Raw genomic sequence first — 22,637 nt, 5'->3', positions numbered from 1 at the left:
CGCTGCCGCCCCAGGCAGGTCCGCCGCTTGCAAAGATCGGGCCAAGGTGCGCTTTTGCGGCCTGTGGCGGGCTACCCTTCGCCGGGTAGCGTGAGTCTTGGTGGCGACGGACCATCGCCTGCGGAGGACCCGATGACGGTGCCGATGGCGGCAGTGCACGACCCGGAGATCCCGCTCGCCGGGGAGCACGAGCGGGGCGGCCGGCCCGTCTGCAGGTCCGTTCTCGGCTCCCGGCTGCGCCGGCTCCGCCAGGACCGGGGCATCCGGTTGCAGACCGCGGCCCGTCAGATCGGCGCCTCCGTCGCCAAGTTGTGCCGGCTGGAGCTGGGCCAGGGCGGCTGCAAGGACCACGACGTCTCGGCGCTGCTCGACTTCTACGGCATCGTCGACGAGGCCGAGCTCGACGAGTACGCGGCGCTGACCCGCGGCGCCAACGCGCCGAGCTGGTGGCAGGAGTACAGCGACCTGATACCCAGTCAGGCGGAGACCCACCTCGGCCTGGAGGAGGCCGCCACCGTCATCCGCAGCTACCAGTCCCAGCGCATCCCGGACCTGCTGCAGACCGCCGCGTACGCCCGTGCCGTCACCCAGCTCGGCTTCCCGCGGGACCCGGTGCACACGGTGGAGCGCCGCCTGCACCTGCTCGAACGCCGCCAGCAGGCGCTCACCCGCACCGACCCGCCGCGCTGCTGGGTGCTGCTCGACGAGGCGGCGCTGCGGCGCTCGGTCGGCTCCCCGGGGGTGATGGAGGGCCAGCTCCAGCACCTGCTCCGGCTGCATCTCGAACACCCCACGGTCACGCTGGACGTGGTGCCGCTGGCGGCCGGCGGCACGGCGGCGGTGGCGCAGTCCCTGACGATGCTGCGGTTCGCCGAGCCCGAACTCCCGGACGTGGTCTGCCTGGACCAGCTCTCGGGCACCGTGCGCATCGACAAGCCGAGCGAGGTCGACCGCTACCGTCTGGCGCTGGACAACCTCGCCGCGGCCGTCAGCACCGGCACCGACGCCGCGGAGTTCCTGACCCGCCTGCTGCACGGCCACTGAGGGCGGCGGGCGCCGCGCCCCACCCGGCCACCTGGGCGACCCGGGCGGGAAGTGCCTCCGTACCGCACCGATTCCTTTTCCCGGGGGCTGCGGTCATACGGGCAGACACCCGAGACCCGGAGCGCCGCCCATGCCCGTCCCCTCCACCTCCCCCACCGACCCGTCGCACGCCCCCCGCGCGGGAGCGCGGCAGTGGCTCGCGCTCGCGGTCCTCGTGCTCGCCGGGCTGATCCTGTCCCTCGACTTCACCGGCCTGTACCTGGCCCTGCCCGCACTCGGCGCGGACCTCGGCGCCTCCGGCACCCAGTCCCTGTGGATCCTCGACGTCTACGGCTTCCTCCTCGCCGGCTTCCTCGTCACGATGGGCGCGGTCGGCGACCGCGTCGGCCGGCGGCGGCTGCTGCTGGCCGGTGCGGCCGCGTTCGCCGCGGCGTCGCTCGCGGCGGCCTTCGCCACGAGCCCCGGGATGCTCATCGCCGCCCGGGCGCTGCTGGGCGTCGCGGGGGCGACGTTCGTGCCGTCCGCGATGGCGATGATCGGGGCGCTGTTCGCGGATCCGCGGCAGCGGGCGCTGGCGTTCGCGCTCTGGATGGCCGGGTTCCAGGCCGGCATGGCCCTCGGGCCGGTGGTCGGAGGCCTGCTGCTCTCCGCGTTCTGGTGGGGCTCGGTGTTCCTCCCGGGGCTGCCGGTGATGGCCCTCCTGCTGGTGCTCGGGCCGCGGATCCTGCCGGAGCCGCCGCGCGGCGAGAAGCACGACGCCCCCGTCGACGCCCAGTCCGCCGCGATGTCCCTTGCCGCCGTGCTGCTCGCGGTGTACGGGCTGAAGGAACTGGCACACCGGGGGTTCGGGCCGCTGCCCGCGGCCACGCTGGCCGGCGGCGCGGCCGTCGGCGTCCTCTTCGTCCGCCGGCAGGCCCGGCTGACCCACCCGCTCCTGGATCTGGGGCTGTTCAGGCTGCCGTCCGTCGGCCCCGCCCTGGTCGCCTTCGCCGTCCCCGGCGTCATCGGCGGCGGCGCGTACCTGCTGACCAACGTCCACCTCCAGGACGTGGCCGGGCTGGGCCCCCGGGACGCCGGGCTGTGCCTGGTGCCCGGCGCCGCCGCGATGGTCGCCGGCTCGCTCGCGGCCCCGCACCTCGCCCGGCGCTTCGCCCCCCACCGGGTGATCGCCGCCGGGTTCGCGGCGGTCGCCGCCGGATACCTGATCCTCACCACCGTGGACGCCGGCGGCGGCGTGCCCGTGCTGATCGCCTCCGGCGTGGTCTGCGGCCTCGGCGTCGGCCCCGCCACCGGGCTGCTGCCGAACCTCGTCGTGGGCGCGGCCCCGCCGGAGCGCGCGGGCTCCGCCGCCGCGCTGATGCAGACCATGGCCGAGGTGTGCATCGCCGCCGGGGTCGCGGTACTCGGCACCCTGGGTGGCGCGGTGTACCGGGACCGGCTGTCCGCGGCACTGCCGGACGGCGTGCCGGCCCACGCCGCCTCGTCCGCCGGCGAGGGGCTCACCCAGGCCGGGGCGGCGGCCGCGGACCTGCCACCGGGGCTCGCCGACGCGGTACTGGCCGCCGCGCGGGGCGCGTTTGTCGACGGCTTCCGCGTCGTCGCCGCGGTGTCGGCGGTCACTGCCGCGCTGCTGGCCGTACTGGCGTCGAGGAGGCTGGGACGATGACGCACGCCGCCGACCCTCCGGCCCGCCGGGCCGGCTCCCGCAGGCACCCGACTGCCCCCGCTGCGGAGGCCGCCGCGACCGGCGTCCCCAGGGCCCGTACCGCCGACGGTCCGGCGCCCGGCGCCGCGCCCCTCGACGCCGCCGCGTTCGACGGGGCCGCCGCCCGGTGCCGCCGCGAACTGTTCGTACACGCCTACCGCATGCTCGCCTCGCACCAGGACGCCGAGGACGCCGTCCAGGAGGCCCTGCTGCGCGCCTGGCGCAGCCGCCACACCTACGACGCCCGCGCCGGCGTCCGGGCCTGGCTGTACAGGATCACCACCAACGTCTGCCTCGACCTGCTCAAGGGCCGCCCGCGGCGCGTCCTGCCGTACGACGTCGTCGGCTCCGGCCACGCCGACGGCACCCTGCCCGCCGAGAGCGGCGCACACGCCTGGGTCGGCCCGGTGCCCAGCGGGCTGCTGGCGCCCGCGGACGCCGGCCCCGACGCGGCCGCCGTCTCCCGGGAGACCGTCGAACTCGCCTTCCTGGCGGCCGTCCAGCACCTGCCGCCGCGGCAGCGCGCCGTCCTGGTCCTCCGCGACGTGCTCGGCTGGCCAGCCAGGGACGCGGCGGCGGTGCTCGACCTGTCCGTGCCCGCGGTCAAGAGCGCACTCCAGCGCGCCCGCGCCACGCTCCGCGGCCGGCTGCCGGGGGACCGGCTCGACTGGCGCGCGAAGGACGCCGCCGCGGCGCCCGCCGAACGGGAACTCGCCGCGCGGTACGTCACGGCGCTGGAGCGCGGCGGCGCCGCGCTCGCCGACGTGCTCGGCGCCGACCTGCGCATCTCCTTCCCGCCCAGGCCGCTGTGGTACGACGGCCGGGAGGAGTTCGCCGAGGGCCGCCGCAGGCACGCCGCCCCCGGCGACTACCGGTTCCTGCTCACCTCCGCGAACCTCCGCCCCGCGGTCGCCGTCTACCTCCGCCGCCCCGGCGGCACCGCCTTCCGGCCGCTCGCGCTGGAGGTCGTCTCCGGCGCCGGCGGCCGCGTCACCGAGATCGTCGACTACAACGGGGCGCGGGCCGGCGCCCTGTTCGCCGCCTTCTCGCTGCCGCCGGCCCTCCGGTGACAGCCGGGCGACACACCCCGCCGGGCCGCTGTTCCGCCCCCGCGCACCCACCGGCCACACTGGCCCCATGACGGAAACGGAATCCTTCGCGTACGACGTGGTCGTCCTCGGCGCCGGGCCGGTGGGCGAGAACGTCGCCGACCGCACCCGCGCCGCCGGTCTGTCCACCGCGGTCGTCGAGAGCGAACTCGTCGGCGGCGAGTGCTCGTACTGGGCCTGCATGCCCAGCAAGGCCCTGCTGCGGCCGGTGATCGCCCGCGCCGACGCCCGCCGGGTGCCCGGGCTGAGCGGCCTGGTGGCCGGCGACCTCGACGCGCCCGCGGTCCTCGCCCACCGGGACGAGTACACCTCCCACTGGCAGGACGACGGCCAGGTCGCCTGGCTGGACGGCATCGGCGCCGACCTCTACCGCGGCAGGGGCCGCCTCGCCGGCCCGCGCACGGTGGCCGTGACCGACGCCGACGGCGCCGTACGCACGCTGACCGCCCGGCACGCCGTCGCCGTCTGCACCGGCAGCCGCGCTCTGCTGCCCAACCTGCCCGGCCTCGCCGACGTCCGGCCGTGGACCAGCCGGGAGGCCACCAGCTCCGCGACCGTCCCCGGCCGGCTCATCGTCGTCGGCGGCGGCGTGGTCGGCGTCGAGATGGCCACCGCCTGGCAGGCGCTCGGGTCCCGGGTCACCGTCCTCGTCCGCGGCGACGCCCTGCTGGACCGCATGGAGCCCTTCGCCGGCGAACTCGTCGCCGAGGCGCTGACGGAGGCCGGCGCGCAGGTCCGTACCGGCACTTCCGTCACTTCCGTCGTCCGCGAGGACGGCACCGTCCGCGCGACCACCGACGCGGGCGACACCATCGAGGCCGACGAGATCCTCTTCGCCACCGGCCGCGCGCCCCGTACCGGCGACATCGGGCTGGAGACCGTGGACCTGGAGCCCGGCTCCTGGCTGGCCGTCGACGACAGCCTGCGCGTCGAGGGCAGCGAGTGGCTGTACGCGGTCGGGGACGTCAACCACCGTGCACTGCTGACCCACCAGGGCAAGTACCAGGCGCGCATCGCGGGCGCCGCCATCGCCGCCCGCGCGCAGGGCGTGCCGCTGCTGGAGTCGGACCCGTGGGGCGCGCACGCGGCGACCGCCGACCACGGCGCCGTCCCGCAGGTCGTCTTCACCGACCCCGAGGCCGCGGCCGTCGGGATGTCGCTGGCCGAGGCGGAACGGGCCGGCCACCGGGTGCGCGCGGTGGACGTGGAGATCAGCTCGGTCGCTGGCGCGGGCCTGTTCGCGGAGGGCTACCGCGGGCGCGCGCGCATGGTCGTCGACCTGGACGAGGAGATCCTGCGCGGCGTCACGTTCGTCGGGCCCGGGGTGGGGGAGCTGATCCACTCGGCGACCGTCGCGGTCGCGGGGCAGGTCCCGGTGAGCCGGCTGTGGCACGCGGTCCCGTCGTACCCGACGATCAGCGAGGTGTGGCTGCGGCTGCTGGAGGCGTACCGCGGCTGACCGCACGTCAGCCCGGGCCGCCCGCGCGCAAGCCCCGGGGACCGCGGGCCCCGCCCGAGGGCCCCGCCCCGGGGAAACCCCGTCACTCCCCGCGGGCGGCGGGTGGCCGTCGCGCGGTTCTGGGAGGTCGTCGACCGCTGGCGCGACAGCGTCGCCACCGTCACCGAGGAGCAGTTGGACACGGTCGGCTTCTCGCAGTACCCGTACGCCTCCGACCCTGACGAGCGGTACGTCGACGTGCTGTGGGCGGGCAACCTGGAGTTCATCCACCACATGGCCGAGATCGCGCTGCTGCGCGACCTGTGGCGGGCCCGCTTCGCCGCGGGCTGAGCGCACCGCGTGCCCCGGCCGCCCGCGACGGGCGTACGGGGCACGCGGACTACGGCAGGTCCGGGCTCAGAGGCCGAACTCCGAGGGCGAGAGCCCGAGCACCGAGCACGCCTCGCGGATCACCTGCTGCTCGGCCGGGTCGACGTTGCCGTCCGCGCTCGCGATGACGAACGCGGTCTGGATCACCGCCCGCGCCTCCGCCGGCTTCTTCTTGGCCTTGGCGATCTCCTGCAGCGCCTCCGACTTGCCCTGCTGGAAGTCGACCGTGAGCCGGTCCAGATGCTTGGTGAACCGCTGGCGCAGCTGCTCCGGCGGGAAGTTCTGCAGCACGTCGTTGCTCACGATCAGCGAGTCCATGCGCTCCCGCTCGGCGGGGTGCACGTGCCCGTCGGCGGCCGCCACGAGCGCGCACACCGCCATGCTGGCGTCCCGGTACGCGCCGCTCTTCAGCTCCGTCTTCATCGAGCTGAGCTGCGACTTGAACATGCTCATGAGCTGGGCCTTGGAACCTCCGCCCGAGCCCGGCGAGCCGGAGCCGCCCTGGCTCCCGGACCGCGCTCCGCCCCGGGATTGCTGAAGGCCCTTGGCCTGGTCCTTGATCCGATCAAACATCGACACTGAATGCCACCTCGGGTTGCGGGCATGCCGCCCGGCTCGTCGGTTCCGGTCGTCGTACCGAAGACCGCGGTGCCGCGGTCAGTCTCTCAACGCCCCCGCAGGACGCAGAGGTTCCGCATGCACCCGTCCGGGGGACGCGGGGAACCGCGTGGGGCGGGGTGCCGTCGAAGAGGTGTGCGGGGGAGCGACGGGGGGACGGGGATGGCGGGGGATTCGGCGGACGCACGGCTGCGCGCCGGTACGTGGTGGATCACGGCGGCGGTCGTCGCGGGGGCGCTGCTCGCGGGTTGGGTGTGGTGGGCGGTGGAGGGCTCGGACGGGCCGCCCGTGTCCGGCCCGGACGGCGTCGACGGCGCGGTGGTGCCCGGGGCGCAGACCGTGCACTTCGAGCAGGGCCACGGGTTCGCACCGGTCAGCACGATGCTGCGGTCGCCGGCGGACGTGAAGGCGTTCGCCGGCTGGTTCCCGCAGGAGAGCATGGGCGCCGGGCTGCGGGACGAGCTGCTCGAACCCGACCTGGACGCGAAGGCGCTGGTCGCGATGAGCTGGAGCAGCGGGTGCACCAGCGCGGAGGGCGCGGTGCTGACGTACGCCGAGAACACCGGCTACTCCGCGCGGCTGACCGACACGACGACGTACGAGACCTGCGACAGCCCCTGGGACGTGCTCGCGGTCTTCGCCGTCGCGGAGGAGGACGTCGGCACGGACCCGAGGATCGGCGGCACGTCGCCCCAGCCGCCGGGACCGGCTGAACTCCTCGCGTACGCACCGCTGGACGGCGCGGCGGCGGGCCGGCCGCGGGCGGCCGAGGTCAGCCAGCCGGACCAGTTCGACGCCTTCGTACGCCCGCTGCCCGCGCAGCCGGCCGCGGCGCTGGAGGCCGAGCTGGGGAGCCTGTACGACTCGGACCTGCCGGGGCCGGCGCGGCGGTTCGCCTTCGAGGGGCGGGGCTGCGGCGAGGACCTGCTGCTGGAGATCACGTCGCGGCGGCTGCGGCCGGTGCGGGGCGGCGGGGCGTGCGGGGATCCGCAGCCGTACGTGGCGGTGTTCTCGGTGCCCGCCGACCGGGTGCCGTCGAGCGCGGTGATCGGCTGAGGGCCGGCGGCGCGGCACACGCATAGGTCTCCGAAAGTTTCGCTTAGCATCGCGAAAGTGGCTGAAAACCACTGTTGTCGCGTGCCGGTCGCCTCCCTACGGTATGGGAGCGCTCCCACCCGGCTTGGAGGTTCCCCCCATGCGCTTCCGCCCGCTCCGCCGGCCCAGACCGCTCTCCTGGGTTGTCGCCGCCCTCGTCGCCGTCGCCGCGATGTTCGCCGCCACCCTCGACGCCCGGCCGGGCGCCGCCGCCGACCGCATCGGGACCGTCGCGCAGGCGGCCCCGCAGGTCGAGGACGACGGCGCCGACTGCCCCGTCCCGAGCCCGCCCACGGCCTCGAACACCCTGCTGCCCGACCCCTTCACCAAACTGGACGGCACGCGCGTCACCACCAAGTCCGACTGGCGCTGCCGCCGGGCCGAGATCAGGGAGCTGGCCGAGCGCACCGTCTACGGCCAGAAGCCGGCCAAGCCCGCGAGCGTCACCGGCAGCGTGTCGCAGAGCCAGATCACGGTGAACGTCTCGGACCAGGGCCGCAGCGCGAGCTTCTCCGCGCGCGTCGAGCTGCCCGGCGGCACCGGCCCGTTCCCCGCGGTCGTCGTCTACGGCGGCTTCGGCGCGGACACCGCCGCCATCAAGGCCGCGGGCGCCGCCGTCGTCAACTTCGACCCGTACGCCGTGGGCCGCGAGGGCACCCCGCGCAACAACAAGCAGGGTGCCTTCTACAGCGTCTACGGCTCCTCCAGCAGCACCGGGCTGCTCATGGCCTGGGCCTGGGGCGTGAGCCGCATCATCGACGTCATCGAGCAGTCGGACGGCAGCGTGCTGCGGGCCGACGCGACCGGCGTCACCGGCTGCTCCCGGTTCGGCAAGGGCGCGTTCGTCGCCGGCGCGTTCGACCAGCGCATCGCGCTGACGATGCCCATCGAGTCGGGCACCGCGGGCGCCCCCGCCCTGCGCAGCGTCGCCCGGGAGAGCGGCGCCCAGCCGCTGAGCAGCGGGTACTCGGAGCAGCCGTGGCTGGGCGACGCCTTCGGCTCGTACACCGGCAACCCCGCACAACTGCCGGTGGACACCCACGAGATGGTCGGCATGATCGCACCCCGCGGGCTGTTCCTCATGGAGAACCCGCACGTCGACTGGCTCGGCGCCCGGTCCGGCGCCGTGGCGGCCCTCGGCGGGGCCGAGGTCTACAAGGCGCTCGGCGCGGGCCGGAACATCAGCTACTGGTCCGATGTGCAGGACGGCACCCACTGCGCAGCCCGGTCCGAGTGGCGCGCCCCGCTCCAGCAGAGCATCGCGGCGTTCCTGCACGGTACGGGCAGCGCCCCCGGCGCGTTCCGGATCTCGCCGAGGAAGCCCGCCGAACTCGCCGAGTGGCGCACCTGGCAGACCCCGGTCCTCACCGGCGGCGGCTGACCCCGCCGGACCCCCCACGCCACCCCCTCGGCCTACCCGGACCCGAGGGGGTGGCTCCGCAGCGCGAGCGGGGCCCCTCTCTGTGAGACGTTGTGCGTGATCACCGGCGCCGCGGCGAACCGCCGCGGCGCTCCGGTCGCGACGTCACCGGGAGGAGCGCTGAAGCCCTACGCAGCCGACGCCGCCAGGAACCGCTCGCCCCTGGCCGGCCTCGCCGAGCGGCTCCGCGCGCCCGCCGTGGCGCAGACGATGCGCGCCGCGATGGCCGCCACCCTCGCGTACGTCGTCGCCCTCCAGCTCACCAGCGGCCCCAAGCCGCTGACGGCGCCGCTGACCGCGCTGCTCGTCGTCCAGGTGACGTTCTACGCGACGCTCACCACCGGCATCCGGCGTGTCACCGCCGTCGTCGTCGGGGTGCTCATCGCCAGCGGGTTCAGCGCGCTGGTCGGGCTGAGCTGGTGGAGCCTGGGGCTGATCATCCTCAGCTCGCTCGTCGCGGGCCGCATCGTGCGGGTGAACGAGTTCGTGCCCGAGGTCGCCATCAGCGCGATGCTCGTCCTCGGCGTCAGCCACGTGGGCGACACGGCGTTCACGCGGATCCTGGAGACGCTCACCGGCGCCGTCGTGGGCCTCACGTTCAACCTGGTGCTGGCGCCCCCGGTGTGGGTGGAGAGCGCCGGCGACGCCATCGAGGACCTGGCCCGCCGCATGCGCCGCCTGATGCTGCGCAGCGCGGAGCAGCTCACCGAGGTCACCACGCCCTCGGCGGCGGCCGACCGGCTGCACACCGCGCGCGAGCTGGACGACTTCGTCGGCGAGGTCGACACCTCGCTGCGCCGCGCCGAGGACAGCCTGCGGCTCAACCCCCGGGTGAGCGAGGGCCTGATGCACCGGGTCGTGCTGCGCACGGGGCTGGACACGCTGGAGGTCTGCGCGGTGGTGCTGCGCGTCCTCACCCGCGGCCTCGCCGACCTGGCGAAGGCCCGGGGGAGGGGGGAGACCCTGTTCCCCCACGACGCGGGCGCCGCGCTGCAGGACCTCTTCGGCTACCTCGGCGACGCGCTGGTCAGCTTCGCGCAGCTGGTCTCGACCGAGGTCTCGGAGAGCGCCGAGACCGCCGCAGGCCGGCTGGAGGCGGACCTGGTGGCGGCCCACGCCGTACGCGACCGGGTGGAGAGCCTGCTGCTGGAGACCGTGGGGCGAGACGAGGAGAACTGGTTCCTCTACGGCGCGCTGCTCGCCGACGTCAACCGGATCCTCGACGAACTCGACACCGAACACCGCTCCGCCCGCCTCCTGGAGGCGCTGGACCGCAACAGCCGCGACTACCGCGAGCACATCCCCCGGCTGTCCCGCCTCGGCGCCTGGCTCACCCGCTGACCGCGCGGGCGCCGCGTCACCGGTACGCCCCGGCCGCCGCCGCCAGTTCGTCCAGCTTCCGCAGCGTCTCCGCCTCCGGCAGCGTCGGCAGGTCCAGCAGCACCCGCTCCAGGTCCAGCTCCGCGTACGCCTGGAGCGCCTGCGGCTCGTGCGACGCGGAGTACGGCACCACCGGCACGTCGCCCGCCACCTCCCGCAGCCGCTCCATCCGCCCGCCCAGCTCCCCGGCCGGCACCCGGCTCGGCAGCCACGCCGTGCCGTACGCCGCGACCCGGGCGAAGGCCGGCTCGCCGCCCCCGCCCACGTAGACCGGCGGATGGGGGCGCTGCACCGGCTTGGGCCAGCAGAAGACCGGGTCGAAGTCGACGAACTCGCCGTGGAACTCCGCCTCGTCCTCCGTCCACAGCGCGATCATCGCGCGCATCCGCTCGTCCAGCAGCCGCCCCCGGGTGCGCGGCTCCGTGCCGTGGTTGCGCATCTCCTCGCGGTTCCACCCGGCGCCGACGCCGAAGGCCACCCGGCCGCCCGAGACCAGGTCGAGCGTGGCGACCTCCTTCGCGGTGATGATCGGATCCCGCTCCACGACCAGCGCGATGCCGGTGCCGAGCAGCAGGTCCCGGGTCACCGCGGCGACCGCCGACAGGGCGACGAACGGGTCGAGCGTGCGGTAGTACTTCCGCGGCAGCTCCCCGCCGGCCGGCAGGGGCGAGACCCGCTCGACCGGGATGTGGGTGTGCTCGGCGACGAACAGCGCGTCGAAGCCGCGCTCCTCCAGGGCCCGCCCGAGCACCGCGGGCGCGATGCCCTCGTCGGTCAGGAACGTCGACACCCCGAACTTCACGGGCGGCCACCTCTCGTCGGGTACGCGCCGGGCGTACCGCCCGGCTACGGCCACGCACGCTCGCACACCGCCGGGGGACCCGCAAGGATCAGCCGGCGGCGCCGCACGCACCGCCCGGGGGCGGTACGCGCGCCCCGGGCGCACGCGGCGGGGAGCGGGCGCCGGAGAGCCCGCATGACATGCTCGCCCCATGACCATCGAAGTCCGCCCCGCCTCGGTGTTCGAGGACGTCAGGGCCGTGATCGGCCCGAAATCCCCGGACGCCACCGTCTGCTGGTGCCTGAGCTACCGGATCCCCTCGCGGCTCAACCAGGAGCTGCGCGGCCCCGCCCGCGGCGAGTACGCGGCCGGGCTGTGCGCCGGCGAGCCGGCGCCCGGCGTGCTCGCCTACGAGGGGGACGTGCCGGTGGGGTGGGCGGCCGTGGCGCCGCGGGCGGACACGACCTTCGCGCGCAACCGCAGGATCCCGCACGTCGACGACCTGCCGGTGTGGTCGCTGTGGTGCGTCCGGGTCCGCCCCGGCCACCGCAAGAAGGGCATCTCGCACTCCCTCATCGCCGGCGCGGTCGGCTTCGCCCGCGACCACGGCGCCCCCGTGGTCGAGGCGTACCCGCTGGACAACGGGTCCGCCCGGGTCGACCTGACGATGGCGTACGCCGGGCTGAGGAAGAACTTCGAGCGCGCCGGCTTCACCCACGCCGCCGACACGACGTCGCGGCTGGCCGGCCACCCCCGGGTCCTGATGCGGCTCGACCTGCGCTGAGCGCGTACGGCGCAGCCCGGGGCACCAGGGTCGGAAGAGGAGGGATGTCTAAAAAGCCGCCGATTGGGGTACGCGAGGCTGAATGAGAGTCGGCGTGATCGATGCGGGATCCCACACGGTGCGCCTGGTGGTCGCGGACGCGGACGGCCAGGTGCCGCTGCCGGTGCACACCGCCAAGCGGCAGCTGCGCCTCGCGGAGCTCGCCGACCCCGACGGACGGCTCGGCGAGCGGGCCGTCGGGGAGCTGGCCGCCGCCGTCGGCGCCGCGCGCGAGGAGGCCCGGCGCTGGGGGGTCGCGGAGCCGTTCGCCTTCGCCACCGCCGTCGTACGCGACGCTCCCAACGCGCGCGACATCTGCCGCGCCGTCCGCGAGCGCACCGACGTGGCCCTGCAGCTGCTGCCCGGCGAGAAGGAGGCGGAGCTGACGTTCCTGGCGGCCCGCCGGTGGATGGGCTGGCGCGCCGGGCCGATGGCCGTCCTCGACATCGGCGGCGGCTCGTTCGAGGTCGCCTGCGGCCGCAGCCGGCTGCCCGACTTCGCCATCGCGCTGCCGCTCGGCGCCGCCCGGCTGACCCGCGAGTTCTTCGGCAAGCACGACCCGCCGCCGGCCGCCGAGGTCAAGGCCGTACGCCGCCACGTGCGGCACCGGCTGCGCGACGTGGCCGCCCGCATCCGCTGGGAGGCGCCCCGCACCACCGTCGTCACCTCCCGCACCATGCAGCAGCTCGCCCGCCTCTGCGGCGCCGCACCCGGCCGGCACGGCCCGTTCGTGCCGCGCACGATGGCGCAGGAGGACCTCCGCCGCGCCGTCAAGCAACTGCAGGGGCTGCCCGCGGCCGAGCGCGCGCGGCTGCCGGGCATCTCGCCCGCACGTGCCCGGCAGTCGCTGGCCGGCGCGGTGGTCGCGCACACCGCGATGAAGCTGATGAGCATCGACGTGGTCACCGTCTGCCCCTGGGCGATCCGCGAGGGCATCCTGCTGCGCACCGTCGAGGAGGGCAGCGTGAGCTGGTGGACGGCCCCGGCCGGCGACGAGCCGCGCGTACCGGGCCCTCGCCGGCCCCACCCGGGACTGGGGTTCGACCAGGTGCGCTCGCAGATCAACCTGTCGAACTGAGCCCGCCCCGCCCCCCCCACGGCCGAAGGGGCGGCAGCGGCGGCGCGTTGACCGCGATGGCGGCGGGCGGCGTGGTACCCCGGATCTCATGGACGCAGAGGCCCAGGACAAGGACGGCGGCGCTGCCGGGGACCCCGCGGCCCGCAGACGCCACCCCATGCTCTTCCGCGTGGCGCAGGCCAAGCTGCGGCCCAGGTGGCGGTTGCGCGACATCACGGTCACCGAGGAGCCCGAGATCCGGCGCGCCGTGCGCGCCGCCGCGCTGGGCAACGCCATGGAGTGGTTCGACTACGGCATCTACGCCTACCTCGCCGTCACCCTCGGCGACGTCTTCTACTCCGGTGCGAGCGAGGGCACCCGCACGATGCTGTCGCTGGCGACCTTCGCCATCTCCTTCGCCGTACGCCCCCTGGGCGGCGCGTTCTTCGGCCCGCTCGGCGACCGCGTCGGCCGCAAGCAGGTGCTGGCGCTGACGATGATCCTGATGGCCACGGCCACCTTCTCCATCGGCCTCATCCCCAGCTACGCCACCATCGGCCTGTGGGCGCCCGCGCTGCTCATCGTCGCCCGGCTGATGCAGGGCTTCTCCACCGGCGGCGAGTACGGCGGCGCGGCGACCTTCATCGCCGAGTACGCCCCCGACAAGCGGCGCGGCTACTTCGGCTCCTTCCTGGAGATGGGCACCCTCGCCGGCTACATCGGCGCCTCCGGGCTCGTCCTCGTGCTCACGGCCGGCATCGGCGAGGACGCGATGGCCTCCTGGGGCTGGCGCATCCCGTTCCTCATCGGCGGCCCTCTCGGCGCGATCGGCCTCTATCTGCGGCTGCGGCTGGAGGAGACGCCCGCCTTCGTCAAGTCCGAGGCGGGCCGGGCCACCGTGGCGCAGGTGACGGGCGAGGCGGAACCCGTCGAGGGGGTGAAGACCGAGGGGAAGCAGGCGCCCAGGGAGCTGCGGCGGATCCTGGCGGGGCAGCGGCGGACGATGCTGCTGTGCATCGCGCTGGTGGCGGCGTACAACGTGGCCAACTACATGCTGCTCACCTACATGCCGACGTACCTCACGGAGAACCTTGACTGGCCGCGCGCCGAGCAGCTCGCCGTCGTCATCGCCACCATGGTCGCGATGATCTCCGTCGTCACGCTCGTCGGCCGCGCCAACGACCGGCTGGGCCGCAAACCGCTGCTGATGATCGGCATGGTCGGCTTCCTCGTCGTCACGGTGCCCGCCTACGGGCTGGTCCGGCAGGGCTCCGTCCTCGCCGTCTTCTTCGGGATGCTGCTGCTCGGCGGCAGCCTCATCTGCCTCCAGGGCACCATGTCGGCGACGCTGCCGGCGCTCTTCCCCACCGAGATCCGCTACGGCTCCCTGGCCATCGGCTACAACATCTCCGTCGCGGTCTTCGGCGGCACCACCCCTGCCGTCATCGAGGGGCTGGTGCACGTCCTGGACACGCCCTTGGCGGCGGCGTATTACACGATGGCGTTCGCCGTCGTCGGCATCGTCTCCGTGTCGTTCCTCAAGGAGACCGCCGGCCTGCCGCTGTGGGGCTCCCCGCCCGCGGTGGCGACGGCGGCGGAGGCGGAGGAGGTCGTACGCACCCAGCGCCGGAACCTCCTCTGACGACCGCCGCCCGCGCGGGCGCGGCCGCTCAGCCGTGCAGGGTGGGCCGGTAGATCAGCTCCTGGATGCGGCCGTCGAGGGTCCGGGTCTCGAGGAGGTCGAGGTCGAAGTCGGCCGCGCCCTCGAACACCGGGGCGAGCCCGGACCGGCCGGTGATCACGGGGAAGACGGTGACCTGCACCCGGTCGACCAGGCCGGCGGCCATCAGCGCGCGGTTCATCGCCAGGCTGCCGTGGGAGCGCAGCGGCACGTCGGACTCCTCCTTCAGGCGCGCGACGACGTCGACGGCGTCGCCGCGCGCGATGGTGGCGTCGTGCCAGTCGAGGGGCTCCGTCAGGGTGGTCGACACCACGGTCGCGGGCAGCTGGGTCATCCGGGTGACCCACGGGTCGCGCACGTCGTCGCCCTCGCTGCTCTCGGCGAGCATCCGGGCGAACAGCCGGTGGGTCTGCGCGCCGAAGACCATCCGCTGCTCCTCGCTGTACAGGCCGAGGCGGTGGTCGAGCAGTTCGGGGCCCTGCTTGCCCCAGTAGCCGGTCCAGTCGCCGCCGGCGGCGCCGAAGCCGTCGAGGCTGCTGAAGACGTCGAAGGTGTACGTGGCGGTCATGATGCGCTCCTCGGAAGGCTGTCGAACGGGGTACGCGGGTAGGGACCGGGCGGGGCACCGGAACTCATCGCCGCGCGGCGCCCAGGTTTCGCACGGGCGCCGCCGGGGGAGAGGTCCGAGGAATGGGAGCGCTCCCAATCCCGTTTCCCCCACCCCTCTCCCGGAGGAGGAGTCGCAGTGTCATCGCTACCGAACGATCGCACCGACGCGCGGAGCCTGCCCGTGCGCGCCCTCCTGACCGTCCTGGCCGCCGCCGCGCTCCTGCTGACGCCGTGGACCGGCGGCGGCACCGCCCAGGCCCACGGCTCCGCCGCCGACCCCGTCTCCCGCAACTACGGCTGCTGGCAGCGCTGGGGTGACGACTTCCAGAACCCGGACATGCAGCAGCAGGACCCCATGTGCTGGCAGGCGTGGCAGCACGACACCAACGGCATGTGGAACTGGAACGGGCTCTACCGCGAAGGCACCGGCGGCGACTTCCAGGCCCACATCCCCGACAACCAGCTCTGCAGCGCAGGCCGCACCCAGGACGGCCGCTACGACTCCATGGACACGCCCGGCCCGTGGCAGACCGACGCCATCGGCACCGACTTCACCGTCGACGTCCTCGACCAGGCGTACCACGGCGCCGACTACCTCTACGTCTACGTGACCCGGCAGGGCTACGACGCGCAGACCGACGCGCTCGACTGGGGCGACCTGGAGCGCGTGGCCACCGCCGGCCCGTACGGCCCCGCCAACCACTACACGGCGGACGCCAGCGCCCCCGGCCGCAGCGGCCACCACATCGTCTACACCATCTGGAAGGCGTCGCACGCCGACCAGATCTACTTCTTCTGCAGCGACGTGACGTTCTAGCGCGGCACAGGCGGTGGAAGTCCGCCCGCGCCTGGCGTCGTCCCGGCTCAGGCCCGTACCGCGGGCCCTTCGGGATGGCGCAACACTGCGGCAGCACACTTCCGCGCGGCACGCGCCTATCGTGCCGTCATGCCTTCCGCAGCGCGCCTGACCCACCCGGCCGGCGGCGGTGCGGCCGGTCACGGCACGGCGCCGCCGCGCATCGCCGACGGCCCGGACCCGCCCGCCTGACGCGGCGCGCCGGCGCCGGTAGTGTCGTCGCCCCCGGGCAGCGGCGGGAACGTGCCCGGCAGGAGCGGACCGGGAGGTGCGGCATGCCGGTGTGGCTGATCGTCGTGGTGGTCGTCCTGGGGGCCATCGCCGCCCTGAACCTCGCCGCCTTCGCCCTCGACCGGCGCGGCCGCCGGTCGGAGGCCGCGTGGCGGCGGACCCTGCCCGACTCCGTCCGGCGCCGGATGGAATCGGGCCCAACCCGGGACGGCGGCGTCGACACCCCGCCGTGGGTGGCGGAGGCGGAGCGGCGCCGCCGGGAGACCGACCCCGACCACCGGATGCGGCTGCTGGTGGCGGAACTGATCGAGATAGGCCTCAGCCGCGGCTTCCTCACCCGCACCGGCAAGGACAGGCGCACCCGCGAGATCGGCGCCGAACTGCACCGGATGGGCGGCAAGCGGAGGATGGTCCGGGCGCACGACGACGTGCAGGCGGTCCTGGGCCGCGGCCCCGACCGCGAGCTGGAACTGGCGTGGGACGGGATCGGCGACTGGCTCGGCTGACCGGCCGGGCCGACCGGATGCGCCGACCGGCCGTCCCCGCCCCCGCCGGTACGGAACGCGGCGCTCCGGCGCGCCAACCCCCATGTTGCAAAAGGAACTCGACCGGGGAACGCGCCGAACGTACGCGCGGAAGGCATGTCTATGATCAGGCATCAGTCTGTCCGGCACCCCCGTCAGCCCGACCGGCCCCCGGCCGCCCGAACGTCACTGGAACTCATATGTCTCTGCACCACGTGCGTAGAAAGGCGGTCCCCCTCGCCGCCGCCGTAGCGATGCTGTCCGTGCTGGCCGCCTGTGGCGACAGCGACGACGACGGCGGCGATGACGGCAAGAACACCGCCTCCCCGGCCGCCGGCGCCGGCGGCGCCACGGACCTGAGCAAGGAGTGCCCGGAGACGATCGTGGTCCAGACGGCGTGGTGGCCGGACATCACCTCCGCCGGCGCCATGTACCAGCTCCTCGGCGACGACATGGACGTCGACGCCAACGCCAAGAAGGTCACCGCCCCGCTGGTCGCCTCCGGCGGCAAGGACACCGGCGTGAAGCTGGAGCTGCGCTCCGGCGGCCCGGCGATCGGCTTCAACCCGACGTCCTCGCAGATGTACACGGACGACACCATCCACCTCGGCATCCCGCAGGGCTTCGACGAGGCGATCCAGAACTCCGACAAGCAGCCGACGCTCGCGGTGATGTCGCTGCTGGCGAAGAACCCGCAGGTCATCATGTGGGACCCGGAGAAGTACCCGGACGTCAAGTCGATCGAGGACATCGGCAGGACCGACGCCACCGTCGTCTACGTCCCCACCCCCTACATGGACTACCTGACGAGCAAGGGGATCCTGAAGAAGGACCAGGTCGACAGCTCCGGCGACGGCTCCCCGGCGCGCTTCGTCGCCGCCGGCGGCGACGTCGCCACCTCCGGGTACGCCACCGAGGACCCGTACATCTACGAGGAGGAGCTGCCCGACTGGGGCAAGCCCGTCGAGTCGCAGCTCGCCTACGAGTACTACCCGAACCCCGGTCCCTCGCCGATGATCCGCCCGGCGGACAGGGCCGAGCTGGCGCCGTGCCTGGAGAAGCTGGTGCCCGTCATCCAGCAGGGCGCGGTCGACCTGATGGAGAACCCGGACCCGGTGATCGACAAGGTCATCGAGCTGCGCGACACCTTCAAGGCCGACCAGCCCTTCTCCAAGGGCGTCGGGAAGTACTCGGTGGAGCAGATGCGGGCGCTCGACCTCGTCGCCGACCCGGGCAAGCCCGTGGGCGAGTTCGACACCGGGCGGGTGCAGGAGCTGATCGACCTCGCCGGACCGGTCTTCGAGTCGCAGAAGAAGCCGATCAAGGACGGACTGGCGCCCGACGACCTGGTGACCAACGAGTTCATCGACACCTCGATCACGCTCGGCGGCGAGTGAGACCGGTGGCCACGGGTACGGAGGCAGACATGACGGTTGACGAGTCGTCGGCGGGCCGTGAGGGGAGAATGCCGCTGCCGGACGCGCGCAAGCCCCACCCCTCGCGCTTCTGGGACTACGCGCTGGGCGGCCGTGACAACGTGCACGCCGACCGCGACCTGCTGGAGGAGGCCGAGCGGATCATGCCCGACCTCAAGGTGCTCACGCGGGAGCAGCGGCTCTTCGTCGACCGCACCGTCGAGTACTGGGTCGGCGAGGCCGGCGTGCGGCAGATCCTCGACATCGGCGGCGGCATGCCCACGGACATCTACGACAACGTCCACGAGGTCGCCCACCGCATCGCGCCGGACACGCGGGTGGTGTACGTCGACAAGAACCCGGTCGCCGTCGCGCACATGGCGGCGCTGCAGGCCGACGGCGAGTACACCGTCGCCCTCGAAGGCGACGTACGCGACCCCGACACCGTCCTGTTCAACGAGGTCGTCAGGTCCACCCTGGACTTCACGATGCCCGTCGGGGTCCTGCTCTCGGGCATCCTGCACTTCATCACCGACGAGGAGGACCCGGCCGCCATCGTCAACCGGATCCACGAGGCGGTGGTGCCGGGCAGCTACCTCGGGATCAACCACATCTCGTCCGACATCGACCCCCGGGTCCCGGACGTCATCGAGATCTTCCGCCGGGCCAGCGACCCGCTGATCGACCGGGACCGCGCCGCGCTGGAGCGGATGCTCGACGGCTGGACGCCGGTCGAACCGGGCCTGGTCCCGGTCAGCCACTGGCGGCCCGCGGGCGAGGTGCGGAACGCGTGCGACGCCTACGGGGCGGTGCTCCGCAAGGCGTGAGGCGAACCGCGCCGTACGGCGCGGGCGGTGACGGCCGCCGCCGGGGGCTCCCCGGCGGCGGCCGTTTCGCGTGCCGTACGGATCCGGCCGCACCGCCGTAAATTCGCCAGTGCGGGAATTGCCGAATTGGCCACCGGTCCGCGCACTGCCGCACAAACGCCCGGCGCTATTTCCCGAGGTGGCGGCAGGGATGCCAAGCGATCGCCAAGTCCACGTAAAGTCAGTCTCAAGAGGCAAGTGGGAGGATCCGGACGTGTCCGCAGGCCGAAAGGAGGGGTGTAAACCTCCGCCAATGCCTGCTACGGCCGTCCGGCGCGAACTCCTCGACGCCGATCCGGTCGCCGCCGAGAGGGCCGGTGCGAACAGCCGGAAGGGCACAGGAATTTGCTATTCCGACGATCGCTGGGGTTGACCCCTTGGAGGGAAGAATGCCCGAGGCCACCGAGCTGGAAACCATTTATTCAGCAGTTGAGGAAACCGCCCGGTTAGTGGACGCACCCTGCTCCCGGGACAGGGTCTGGCCGGCTCTTGACACCTTCGGCAAGTGGCTCGACGACGCCCACATCATCTTCAGCATGGGCACCGGCAACCGGTACCGGGGCGAGCTGGCCTTCGACTTCTCCCTGCCCAAGGCGGCCGGCGACCCCTACGCCGCCGCGCTGGCGGGCGGCCTGCTGGACAAGGTCGACCACCCGATCGCCGGGCTGCTCCCCGAGATCAGGGACCGCTTCACCGTCGACGCCTACGGCGTCGACTTCGGCATCGTCGGCGGCTTCAGGAAGGCCGTCGCCTTCTTCCCGCTGGCCGAGCCGCAGAGCATGAAGGCGCTCACCGAGTTGTCGTCGATCCCGCCGGCCCTCGCCGAGCACGCCGAGTCCTTCGGCGCCGCCGGACTCGACGGCAAGGTCTCCGCCATCGGCGTCGACTACCGCAGCCGGTCGTGGAACCTGTACATCAGCGGGCTCACCCCCGAGTACACGCGGCCCGACGCCATCATCCCGACGCTCCGCGGCATGGGGCTGCCGGAGCCGAGCGAGCACATGCTGGAGTTCATCGGCACCTCGTATGCCATGTACCCGACATTCGGCTGGGACAGCACCCGGATCGAGCGGATGTGCTTCTCCACGCGGACCTCGGATCCGGACCTGCTGCCGGCCCGGATAGAGCCCGCTGTGGGGAAGTTCGCACGCGAGATGCCGACCGTGCACAAGGGCGAGCCCAGCTACGTCTACGCGGGAACGGTGGCGCGGGGCGAGGAGTTCTTCAAGCTTGCGTCCTATTACCAGATGTCGTCTCAGGTTTCCGACCGGGTCCGCCCCGCGGATTGACCGCCGGAAAACAGCGAGGACAAGGAGCCGAGCATGACCGAGACCCGAGAAAGCACCGAATCCGAGGACCCGGCCACGCTGTCAGTCCACCTCCGCAACCACCCATCCGCCCCTGCCGGAAGCACCCGCACCCGGTGTTCCGGCGCCACCGGGGGAGGCAGTTGATGGCCGCTCCCGTCCTCATCGCCGGCGGCGGCATCGGCGGGCTCACCACCGCGCTGAGCCTGCACGCCGCCGGAATCGACGCGGTCGTCGTCGAGAGCGCCCGCCGCATCGAGCCCATCGGCGTCGGCATCAACCTCCTCACCGGCGGCGTCCGCGAACTGGTCGAGCTGGGCCTCGGCGACGAGCTGGCCGAACTCGGCGTGGCCACCGCCGAGTACGCCTTCTGCGACAAGTACGGCAACGAGCTGTTCTCGCAGCCGCGCGGCACGGTGACCGGCTCCAAGTGGCCGCAGTACTGCATCCACCGCGGCGAGCTGCACCTGATGCTCCTGGACGAGGTCCGCCGGCGGCTCGGCCCCGACGCCGTCCGCACCGGCGCGCGGCTGCAGGACTTCGCCCAGCACGACGACGCCGTCGAGGTCCGCGTCACGGACCGCGCGGGCGGCGGGACCGAGACCCTCCGGGCCGCCGCGCTGGTCGGCGCGGACGGGCTCAACTCCACGGTCCGCACCCTGCTGCACCCGGACGAGGGGCCGCTGGCCTGGTCCGGCCAGCGGATGTGGCGCGGTGTGACGGAGGGCGTCCCGCCGTTCCTCACCGGCCGCTCCTGGGTCGGGGCGAGCGACGGCGACGTCACGCTCGTCGCGTACCCGATCGGCAAGGACCGCACCAACTGGGTCTGCCTGGTGCGGGTCGCCGAGCCGGGCCTGCTGCCCGAGGCCGCCGACGGCCCGGTCGACGACCGCCGCGAGGGCCTGCTCAAGGAGGTGATGGCGCACTACGAGGGCTGGTCGATGGGCTGGCTCGACGTGCGCGACCTGCTGGAGCGCTCCGGGGACGTCCTGGAGTACCCGATGGTCGACCGCGACCCGCTGCCCGCCTGGGGCAGCGGCCGCGTCACGCTCCTCGGCGACGCCGCCCACCCCATGTACCCGGCGGGCGGCAACGGCGCCGCGCAGGCCGTCCTGGACGCGCGGGTGCTCGCCTACGAACTGGCGCAGGCGGACGGCGACGTGCCGGCGGGGCTGGCCGCGTACGAGCGCGCCCGCCTGGAGCCCGCCAACGGCGTCGTCATGGCCGCCCGGGCCATGGAGCGGGCCACCAGCCCCAGCACCTGGGACCGGGCTCAGGTCACCCAGATGATGGAGATGTACCGCATGAAGGCCGAGAGCGAGGTCGCGGAGCTCAACTCCCGCGCCTCCTACACCCCGCCGGCCCCACGGGCCGGCAGCTGAGACCGGCCCCGGCCGGCACGAGGACTCGGTGCGCGGGCAGCGGCGCTGCCCGGCGGCGTCCCGGCGACGGGACACCGCGGAGTCCGGACCGAAGGGGCCCGCCGGCAGCTGCCGGCGGGCCCGCCTGCTCCCCGACGCGGCATCCGGCACCTGCCGCCGCCGGCGGCCCGAACCGGGCCCCGGCCGAGGAGCGGCGCCTACGTCCGCATCCGTCCCCCAACGGCGGCGTGCGCGCTCTCCACGAAAGGCACCACCGACCGACATCCGTCACACGCGCCAGGAGACGCCATGACCTCGCCCATGCCGGCGGCACCCGACACCGCCGCTCCGGTGTTCGCCGACCACCACGACCTGCGTGACCGCAACCGAAGAGCCGTCGAGCAGTACATGCGGACCGGCGCGGAGGCCCGGCTGAGCCGCTACACCCTCTACACCGAGGACGGCTCCGCGTCGCTCTTCTACACCGACATGGGGCGGCCCATCGTCGTCAGGGGGCGCGAGAAGCTGAAGCGGCACGGCGAGTTGTCGATGCAGGTGCTGCCGGACTGGCAGTGGAGCGACGTGCACATCTACCAGACCCAGGACCCGTCGGTGATCTGGGTCGAGTGCGGGGGCGAGGGCACCATCCTCTTTCCCGGCTATCCCCCGGGCCGCTACCGCAACCACTTCATCCACGGCTTCACGCTCAGCGACGGGCGCATCGTCGCCAGCCGGGAGTACACCAACCCGATCGAGCACATGCGCGCCCTGAGCATCGAGACACCTCACATCGAGCGGGACTGGATCCCCTCCTGACGGGACCGGTCCCGCGCCGAGCGGGGGGCGGGGGGGGGGGCCCCGCCCGGGGGGCCCCCCCCGGCGGGCGGGGGGGGGGCGCCCGGGGGGGGGGGGTGGGGGCCGCCCCGG

Annotated in this window: 20 protein-coding genes and 1 pseudogene; 18 read left to right on the top strand and 3 right to left on the bottom strand. The window is 73.9% G+C overall.

The features are described 5' to 3' along the window. Nucleotides 1-132 precede the first annotated feature (132 nt). From LG396_RS06715 to LG396_RS06695, 5 genes and pseudogenes are all read left to right on the top strand, one after another. Nucleotides 133-1,044 (top strand): helix-turn-helix domain-containing protein, encoded by a 912-nt coding sequence (locus LG396_RS06715; protein WP_100301541.1) that lies wholly within the window; start codon nucleotides 133-135, stop codon nucleotides 1,042-1,044. Nucleotides 1,045-1,174: 130 nt separating this feature from the next. Next, a complete protein-coding gene (locus LG396_RS06710; protein WP_225794030.1) occupies nucleotides 1,175-2,710 on the top strand; it encodes an MFS transporter in 1,536 nt (511 codons plus the stop codon). Beyond that, nucleotides 2,707-3,819 carry an RNA polymerase subunit sigma-70 gene (locus tag LG396_RS06705; RefSeq protein WP_225794029.1) on the top strand — a complete coding sequence of 371 codons (1,113 nt, stop codon included), beginning with the start codon at nucleotides 2,707-2,709 and terminating at the stop codon, nucleotides 3,817-3,819. Before LG396_RS06710 ends, LG396_RS06705 begins: the two co-directional genes overlap by 4 nt. 67 nt (nucleotides 3,820-3,886) lie before the next feature. After that, entirely contained in the window at nucleotides 3,887-5,317 is a 1,431-nt protein-coding gene (locus LG396_RS06700; protein WP_225794028.1) for a dihydrolipoyl dehydrogenase family protein, read from the top strand. Nucleotides 5,318-5,419: 102 nt separating this feature from the next. Continuing rightward, nucleotides 5,420-5,647: pseudogene (locus tag LG396_RS06695) on the top strand (DinB family protein); the annotation flags it as partial. Nucleotides 5,648-5,713: 66 nt separating this feature from the next. Here LG396_RS06695 and LG396_RS06690 read toward each other — a convergent pair. Then, nucleotides 5,714-6,259 (bottom strand): tellurite resistance TerB family protein, encoded by a 546-nt coding sequence (locus tag LG396_RS06690; protein ID WP_263978842.1) that lies wholly within the window; start codon nucleotides 6,257-6,259, stop codon nucleotides 5,714-5,716. A 207-nt stretch (nucleotides 6,260-6,466) separates the two neighbouring features. Here LG396_RS06690 and LG396_RS06685 point away from each other — a divergent pair, with 207 nt between their 5' ends. The 3 genes from LG396_RS06685 to LG396_RS06675 all read left to right on the top strand — a co-directional run bounded on the left by LG396_RS06685 (nucleotide 6,467) and on the right by LG396_RS06675 (nucleotide 10,160). Further along, nucleotides 6,467-7,360, top strand: coding sequence for a hypothetical protein (locus LG396_RS06685; RefSeq protein WP_225794027.1), 894 nt, complete (start codon nucleotides 6,467-6,469; stop codon nucleotides 7,358-7,360). A gap of 139 nt (nucleotides 7,361-7,499) precedes the next feature. Further along, nucleotides 7,500-8,780 carry a glucuronyl esterase domain-containing protein gene (locus tag LG396_RS06680; RefSeq protein WP_225794026.1) on the top strand — a complete coding sequence of 427 codons (1,281 nt, stop codon included), beginning with the start codon at nucleotides 7,500-7,502 and terminating at the stop codon, nucleotides 8,778-8,780. Nucleotides 8,781-8,876: 96 nt separating this feature from the next. Then, the gene (locus tag LG396_RS06675) at nucleotides 8,877-10,160 is read left to right on the top strand and encodes an FUSC family protein (RefSeq protein ID WP_225794025.1); all 1,284 of its coding nucleotides are present in this window, start codon (nucleotides 8,877-8,879) and stop codon (nucleotides 10,158-10,160) included. 16 nt (nucleotides 10,161-10,176) lie between these two features. Here the strand turns inward: LG396_RS06675 and LG396_RS06670 are convergent, their stop codons facing one another. Beyond that, nucleotides 10,177-11,001: an LLM class F420-dependent oxidoreductase gene (locus LG396_RS06670; RefSeq protein WP_225794024.1), complete on the bottom strand. Its 825-nt coding sequence runs from the start codon at nucleotides 10,999-11,001 to the stop codon at nucleotides 10,177-10,179. A 190-nt stretch (nucleotides 11,002-11,191) separates the two neighbouring features. Between LG396_RS06670 and LG396_RS06665 the strand changes: the two genes are divergently transcribed. From LG396_RS06665 to LG396_RS06655, 3 genes are all read left to right on the top strand, one after another. Further along, entirely contained in the window at nucleotides 11,192-11,764 is a 573-nt protein-coding gene (locus LG396_RS06665; protein WP_037742655.1) for a GNAT family N-acetyltransferase, read from the top strand. An 82-nt stretch (nucleotides 11,765-11,846) separates the two neighbouring features. Beyond that, a complete protein-coding gene (locus LG396_RS06660; protein WP_225794023.1) occupies nucleotides 11,847-12,881 on the top strand; it encodes a Ppx/GppA family phosphatase in 1,035 nt (344 codons plus the stop codon). Nucleotides 12,882-12,969: 88 nt separating this feature from the next. Next, complete coding sequence (locus LG396_RS06655) at nucleotides 12,970-14,502, top strand: MFS transporter (RefSeq protein WP_225794022.1); 1,533 nt, start codon at nucleotides 12,970-12,972, stop codon at nucleotides 14,500-14,502. 28 nt (nucleotides 14,503-14,530) lie between these two features. Here LG396_RS06655 and LG396_RS06650 read toward each other — a convergent pair whose 3' ends face one another. Then, complete coding sequence (locus tag LG396_RS06650; RefSeq protein ID WP_037742661.1) at nucleotides 14,531-15,109, bottom strand: dihydrofolate reductase family protein; 579 nt, start codon at nucleotides 15,107-15,109, stop codon at nucleotides 14,531-14,533. A gap of 177 nt (nucleotides 15,110-15,286) precedes the next feature. Between LG396_RS06650 and LG396_RS06645 the strand changes: the two genes are divergently transcribed. The 7 genes from LG396_RS06645 (at nucleotide 15,287) to LG396_RS06615 (ending at nucleotide 22,526) form a co-directional block, all read left to right on the top strand. Beyond that, nucleotides 15,287-15,967 carry a lytic polysaccharide monooxygenase auxiliary activity family 9 protein gene (locus tag LG396_RS06645; RefSeq protein WP_145900981.1) on the top strand — a complete coding sequence of 227 codons (681 nt, stop codon included), beginning with the start codon at nucleotides 15,287-15,289 and terminating at the stop codon, nucleotides 15,965-15,967. A 314-nt stretch (nucleotides 15,968-16,281) separates the two neighbouring features. Continuing rightward, complete coding sequence (locus LG396_RS06640) at nucleotides 16,282-16,743, top strand: hypothetical protein (protein ID WP_018837169.1); 462 nt, start codon at nucleotides 16,282-16,284, stop codon at nucleotides 16,741-16,743. A 233-nt stretch (nucleotides 16,744-16,976) separates the two neighbouring features. Continuing rightward, nucleotides 16,977-18,158 carry a hypothetical protein gene (locus LG396_RS06635; protein ID WP_225794021.1) on the top strand — a complete coding sequence of 394 codons (1,182 nt, stop codon included), beginning with the start codon at nucleotides 16,977-16,979 and terminating at the stop codon, nucleotides 18,156-18,158. 29 nt (nucleotides 18,159-18,187) lie between these two features. Then, the gene (locus LG396_RS06630; protein WP_225794020.1) at nucleotides 18,188-19,003 is read left to right on the top strand and encodes an SAM-dependent methyltransferase; all 816 of its coding nucleotides are present in this window, start codon (nucleotides 18,188-18,190) and stop codon (nucleotides 19,001-19,003) included. A gap of 428 nt (nucleotides 19,004-19,431) precedes the next feature. Beyond that, on the top strand, nucleotides 19,432-20,331 hold the full coding sequence (locus LG396_RS06625) for an aromatic prenyltransferase (RefSeq protein ID WP_078524001.1): 900 nt from the start codon (nucleotides 19,432-19,434) through the stop codon (nucleotides 20,329-20,331). A gap of 164 nt (nucleotides 20,332-20,495) precedes the next feature. Continuing rightward, the gene (locus LG396_RS06620; RefSeq protein ID WP_225794019.1) at nucleotides 20,496-21,731 is read left to right on the top strand and encodes an FAD-dependent monooxygenase; all 1,236 of its coding nucleotides are present in this window, start codon (nucleotides 20,496-20,498) and stop codon (nucleotides 21,729-21,731) included. Nucleotides 21,732-22,019: 288 nt separating this feature from the next. Then, nucleotides 22,020-22,526: a PhzA/PhzB family protein gene (locus tag LG396_RS06615; protein ID WP_018837174.1), complete on the top strand. Its 507-nt coding sequence runs from the start codon at nucleotides 22,020-22,022 to the stop codon at nucleotides 22,524-22,526. Nucleotides 22,527-22,637: the final 111 nt, after the last annotated feature.

Source organism: Streptomyces aculeolatus (assembly GCF_020400605.1).
GTDB classification, from domain to species: domain Bacteria; phylum Actinomycetota; class Actinomycetes; order Streptomycetales; family Streptomycetaceae; genus Streptomyces; species Streptomyces aculeolatus.
This window is presented reverse-complemented; position numbering and strand designations above follow the sequence as displayed.

Bases quoted from the DNA above. Each gene is read 5' to 3' on its own strand.
- LG396_RS06715 (WP_100301541.1), top strand. From the start codon at position 133: ATGACGGTGCCGATGGCGGCAGTGCACGACCCGGAGATCCCGCTCGCC.
- LG396_RS06640 (WP_018837169.1), top strand. From the start codon at position 16,282: ATGCCGGTGTGGCTGATCGTCGTGGTGGTCGTCCTGGGGGCCATCGCC.
- LG396_RS06700 (WP_225794028.1), top strand. From the start codon at position 3,887: ATGACGGAAACGGAATCCTTCGCGTACGACGTGGTCGTCCTCGGCGCC.
- LG396_RS06630 (WP_225794020.1), top strand. From the start codon at position 18,188: ATGACGGTTGACGAGTCGTCGGCGGGCCGTGAGGGGAGAATGCCGCTG.
- LG396_RS06655 (WP_225794022.1), top strand. From the start codon at position 12,970: ATGGACGCAGAGGCCCAGGACAAGGACGGCGGCGCTGCCGGGGACCCC.
- LG396_RS06650 (WP_037742661.1), bottom strand. From the start codon at position 15,109: ATGACCGCCACGTACACCTTCGACGTCTTCAGCAGCCTCGACGGCTTC.
- LG396_RS06705 (WP_225794029.1), top strand. From the start codon at position 2,707: ATGACGCACGCCGCCGACCCTCCGGCCCGCCGGGCCGGCTCCCGCAGG.
- LG396_RS06615 (WP_018837174.1), top strand. From the start codon at position 22,020: ATGACCTCGCCCATGCCGGCGGCACCCGACACCGCCGCTCCGGTGTTC.
- LG396_RS06620 (WP_225794019.1), top strand. From the start codon at position 20,496: ATGGCCGCTCCCGTCCTCATCGCCGGCGGCGGCATCGGCGGGCTCACC.
- LG396_RS06660 (WP_225794023.1), top strand. From the start codon at position 11,847: ATGAGAGTCGGCGTGATCGATGCGGGATCCCACACGGTGCGCCTGGTG.
- LG396_RS06710 (WP_225794030.1), top strand. From the start codon at position 1,175: ATGCCCGTCCCCTCCACCTCCCCCACCGACCCGTCGCACGCCCCCCGC.
- LG396_RS06680 (WP_225794026.1), top strand. From the start codon at position 7,500: ATGCGCTTCCGCCCGCTCCGCCGGCCCAGACCGCTCTCCTGGGTTGTC.
- LG396_RS06665 (WP_037742655.1), top strand. From the start codon at position 11,192: ATGACCATCGAAGTCCGCCCCGCCTCGGTGTTCGAGGACGTCAGGGCC.
- LG396_RS06690 (WP_263978842.1), bottom strand. From the start codon at position 6,259: ATGTTTGATCGGATCAAGGACCAGGCCAAGGGCCTTCAGCAATCCCGG.
- LG396_RS06685 (WP_225794027.1), top strand. From the start codon at position 6,467: ATGGCGGGGGATTCGGCGGACGCACGGCTGCGCGCCGGTACGTGGTGG.
- LG396_RS06625 (WP_078524001.1), top strand. From the start codon at position 19,432: ATGCCCGAGGCCACCGAGCTGGAAACCATTTATTCAGCAGTTGAGGAA.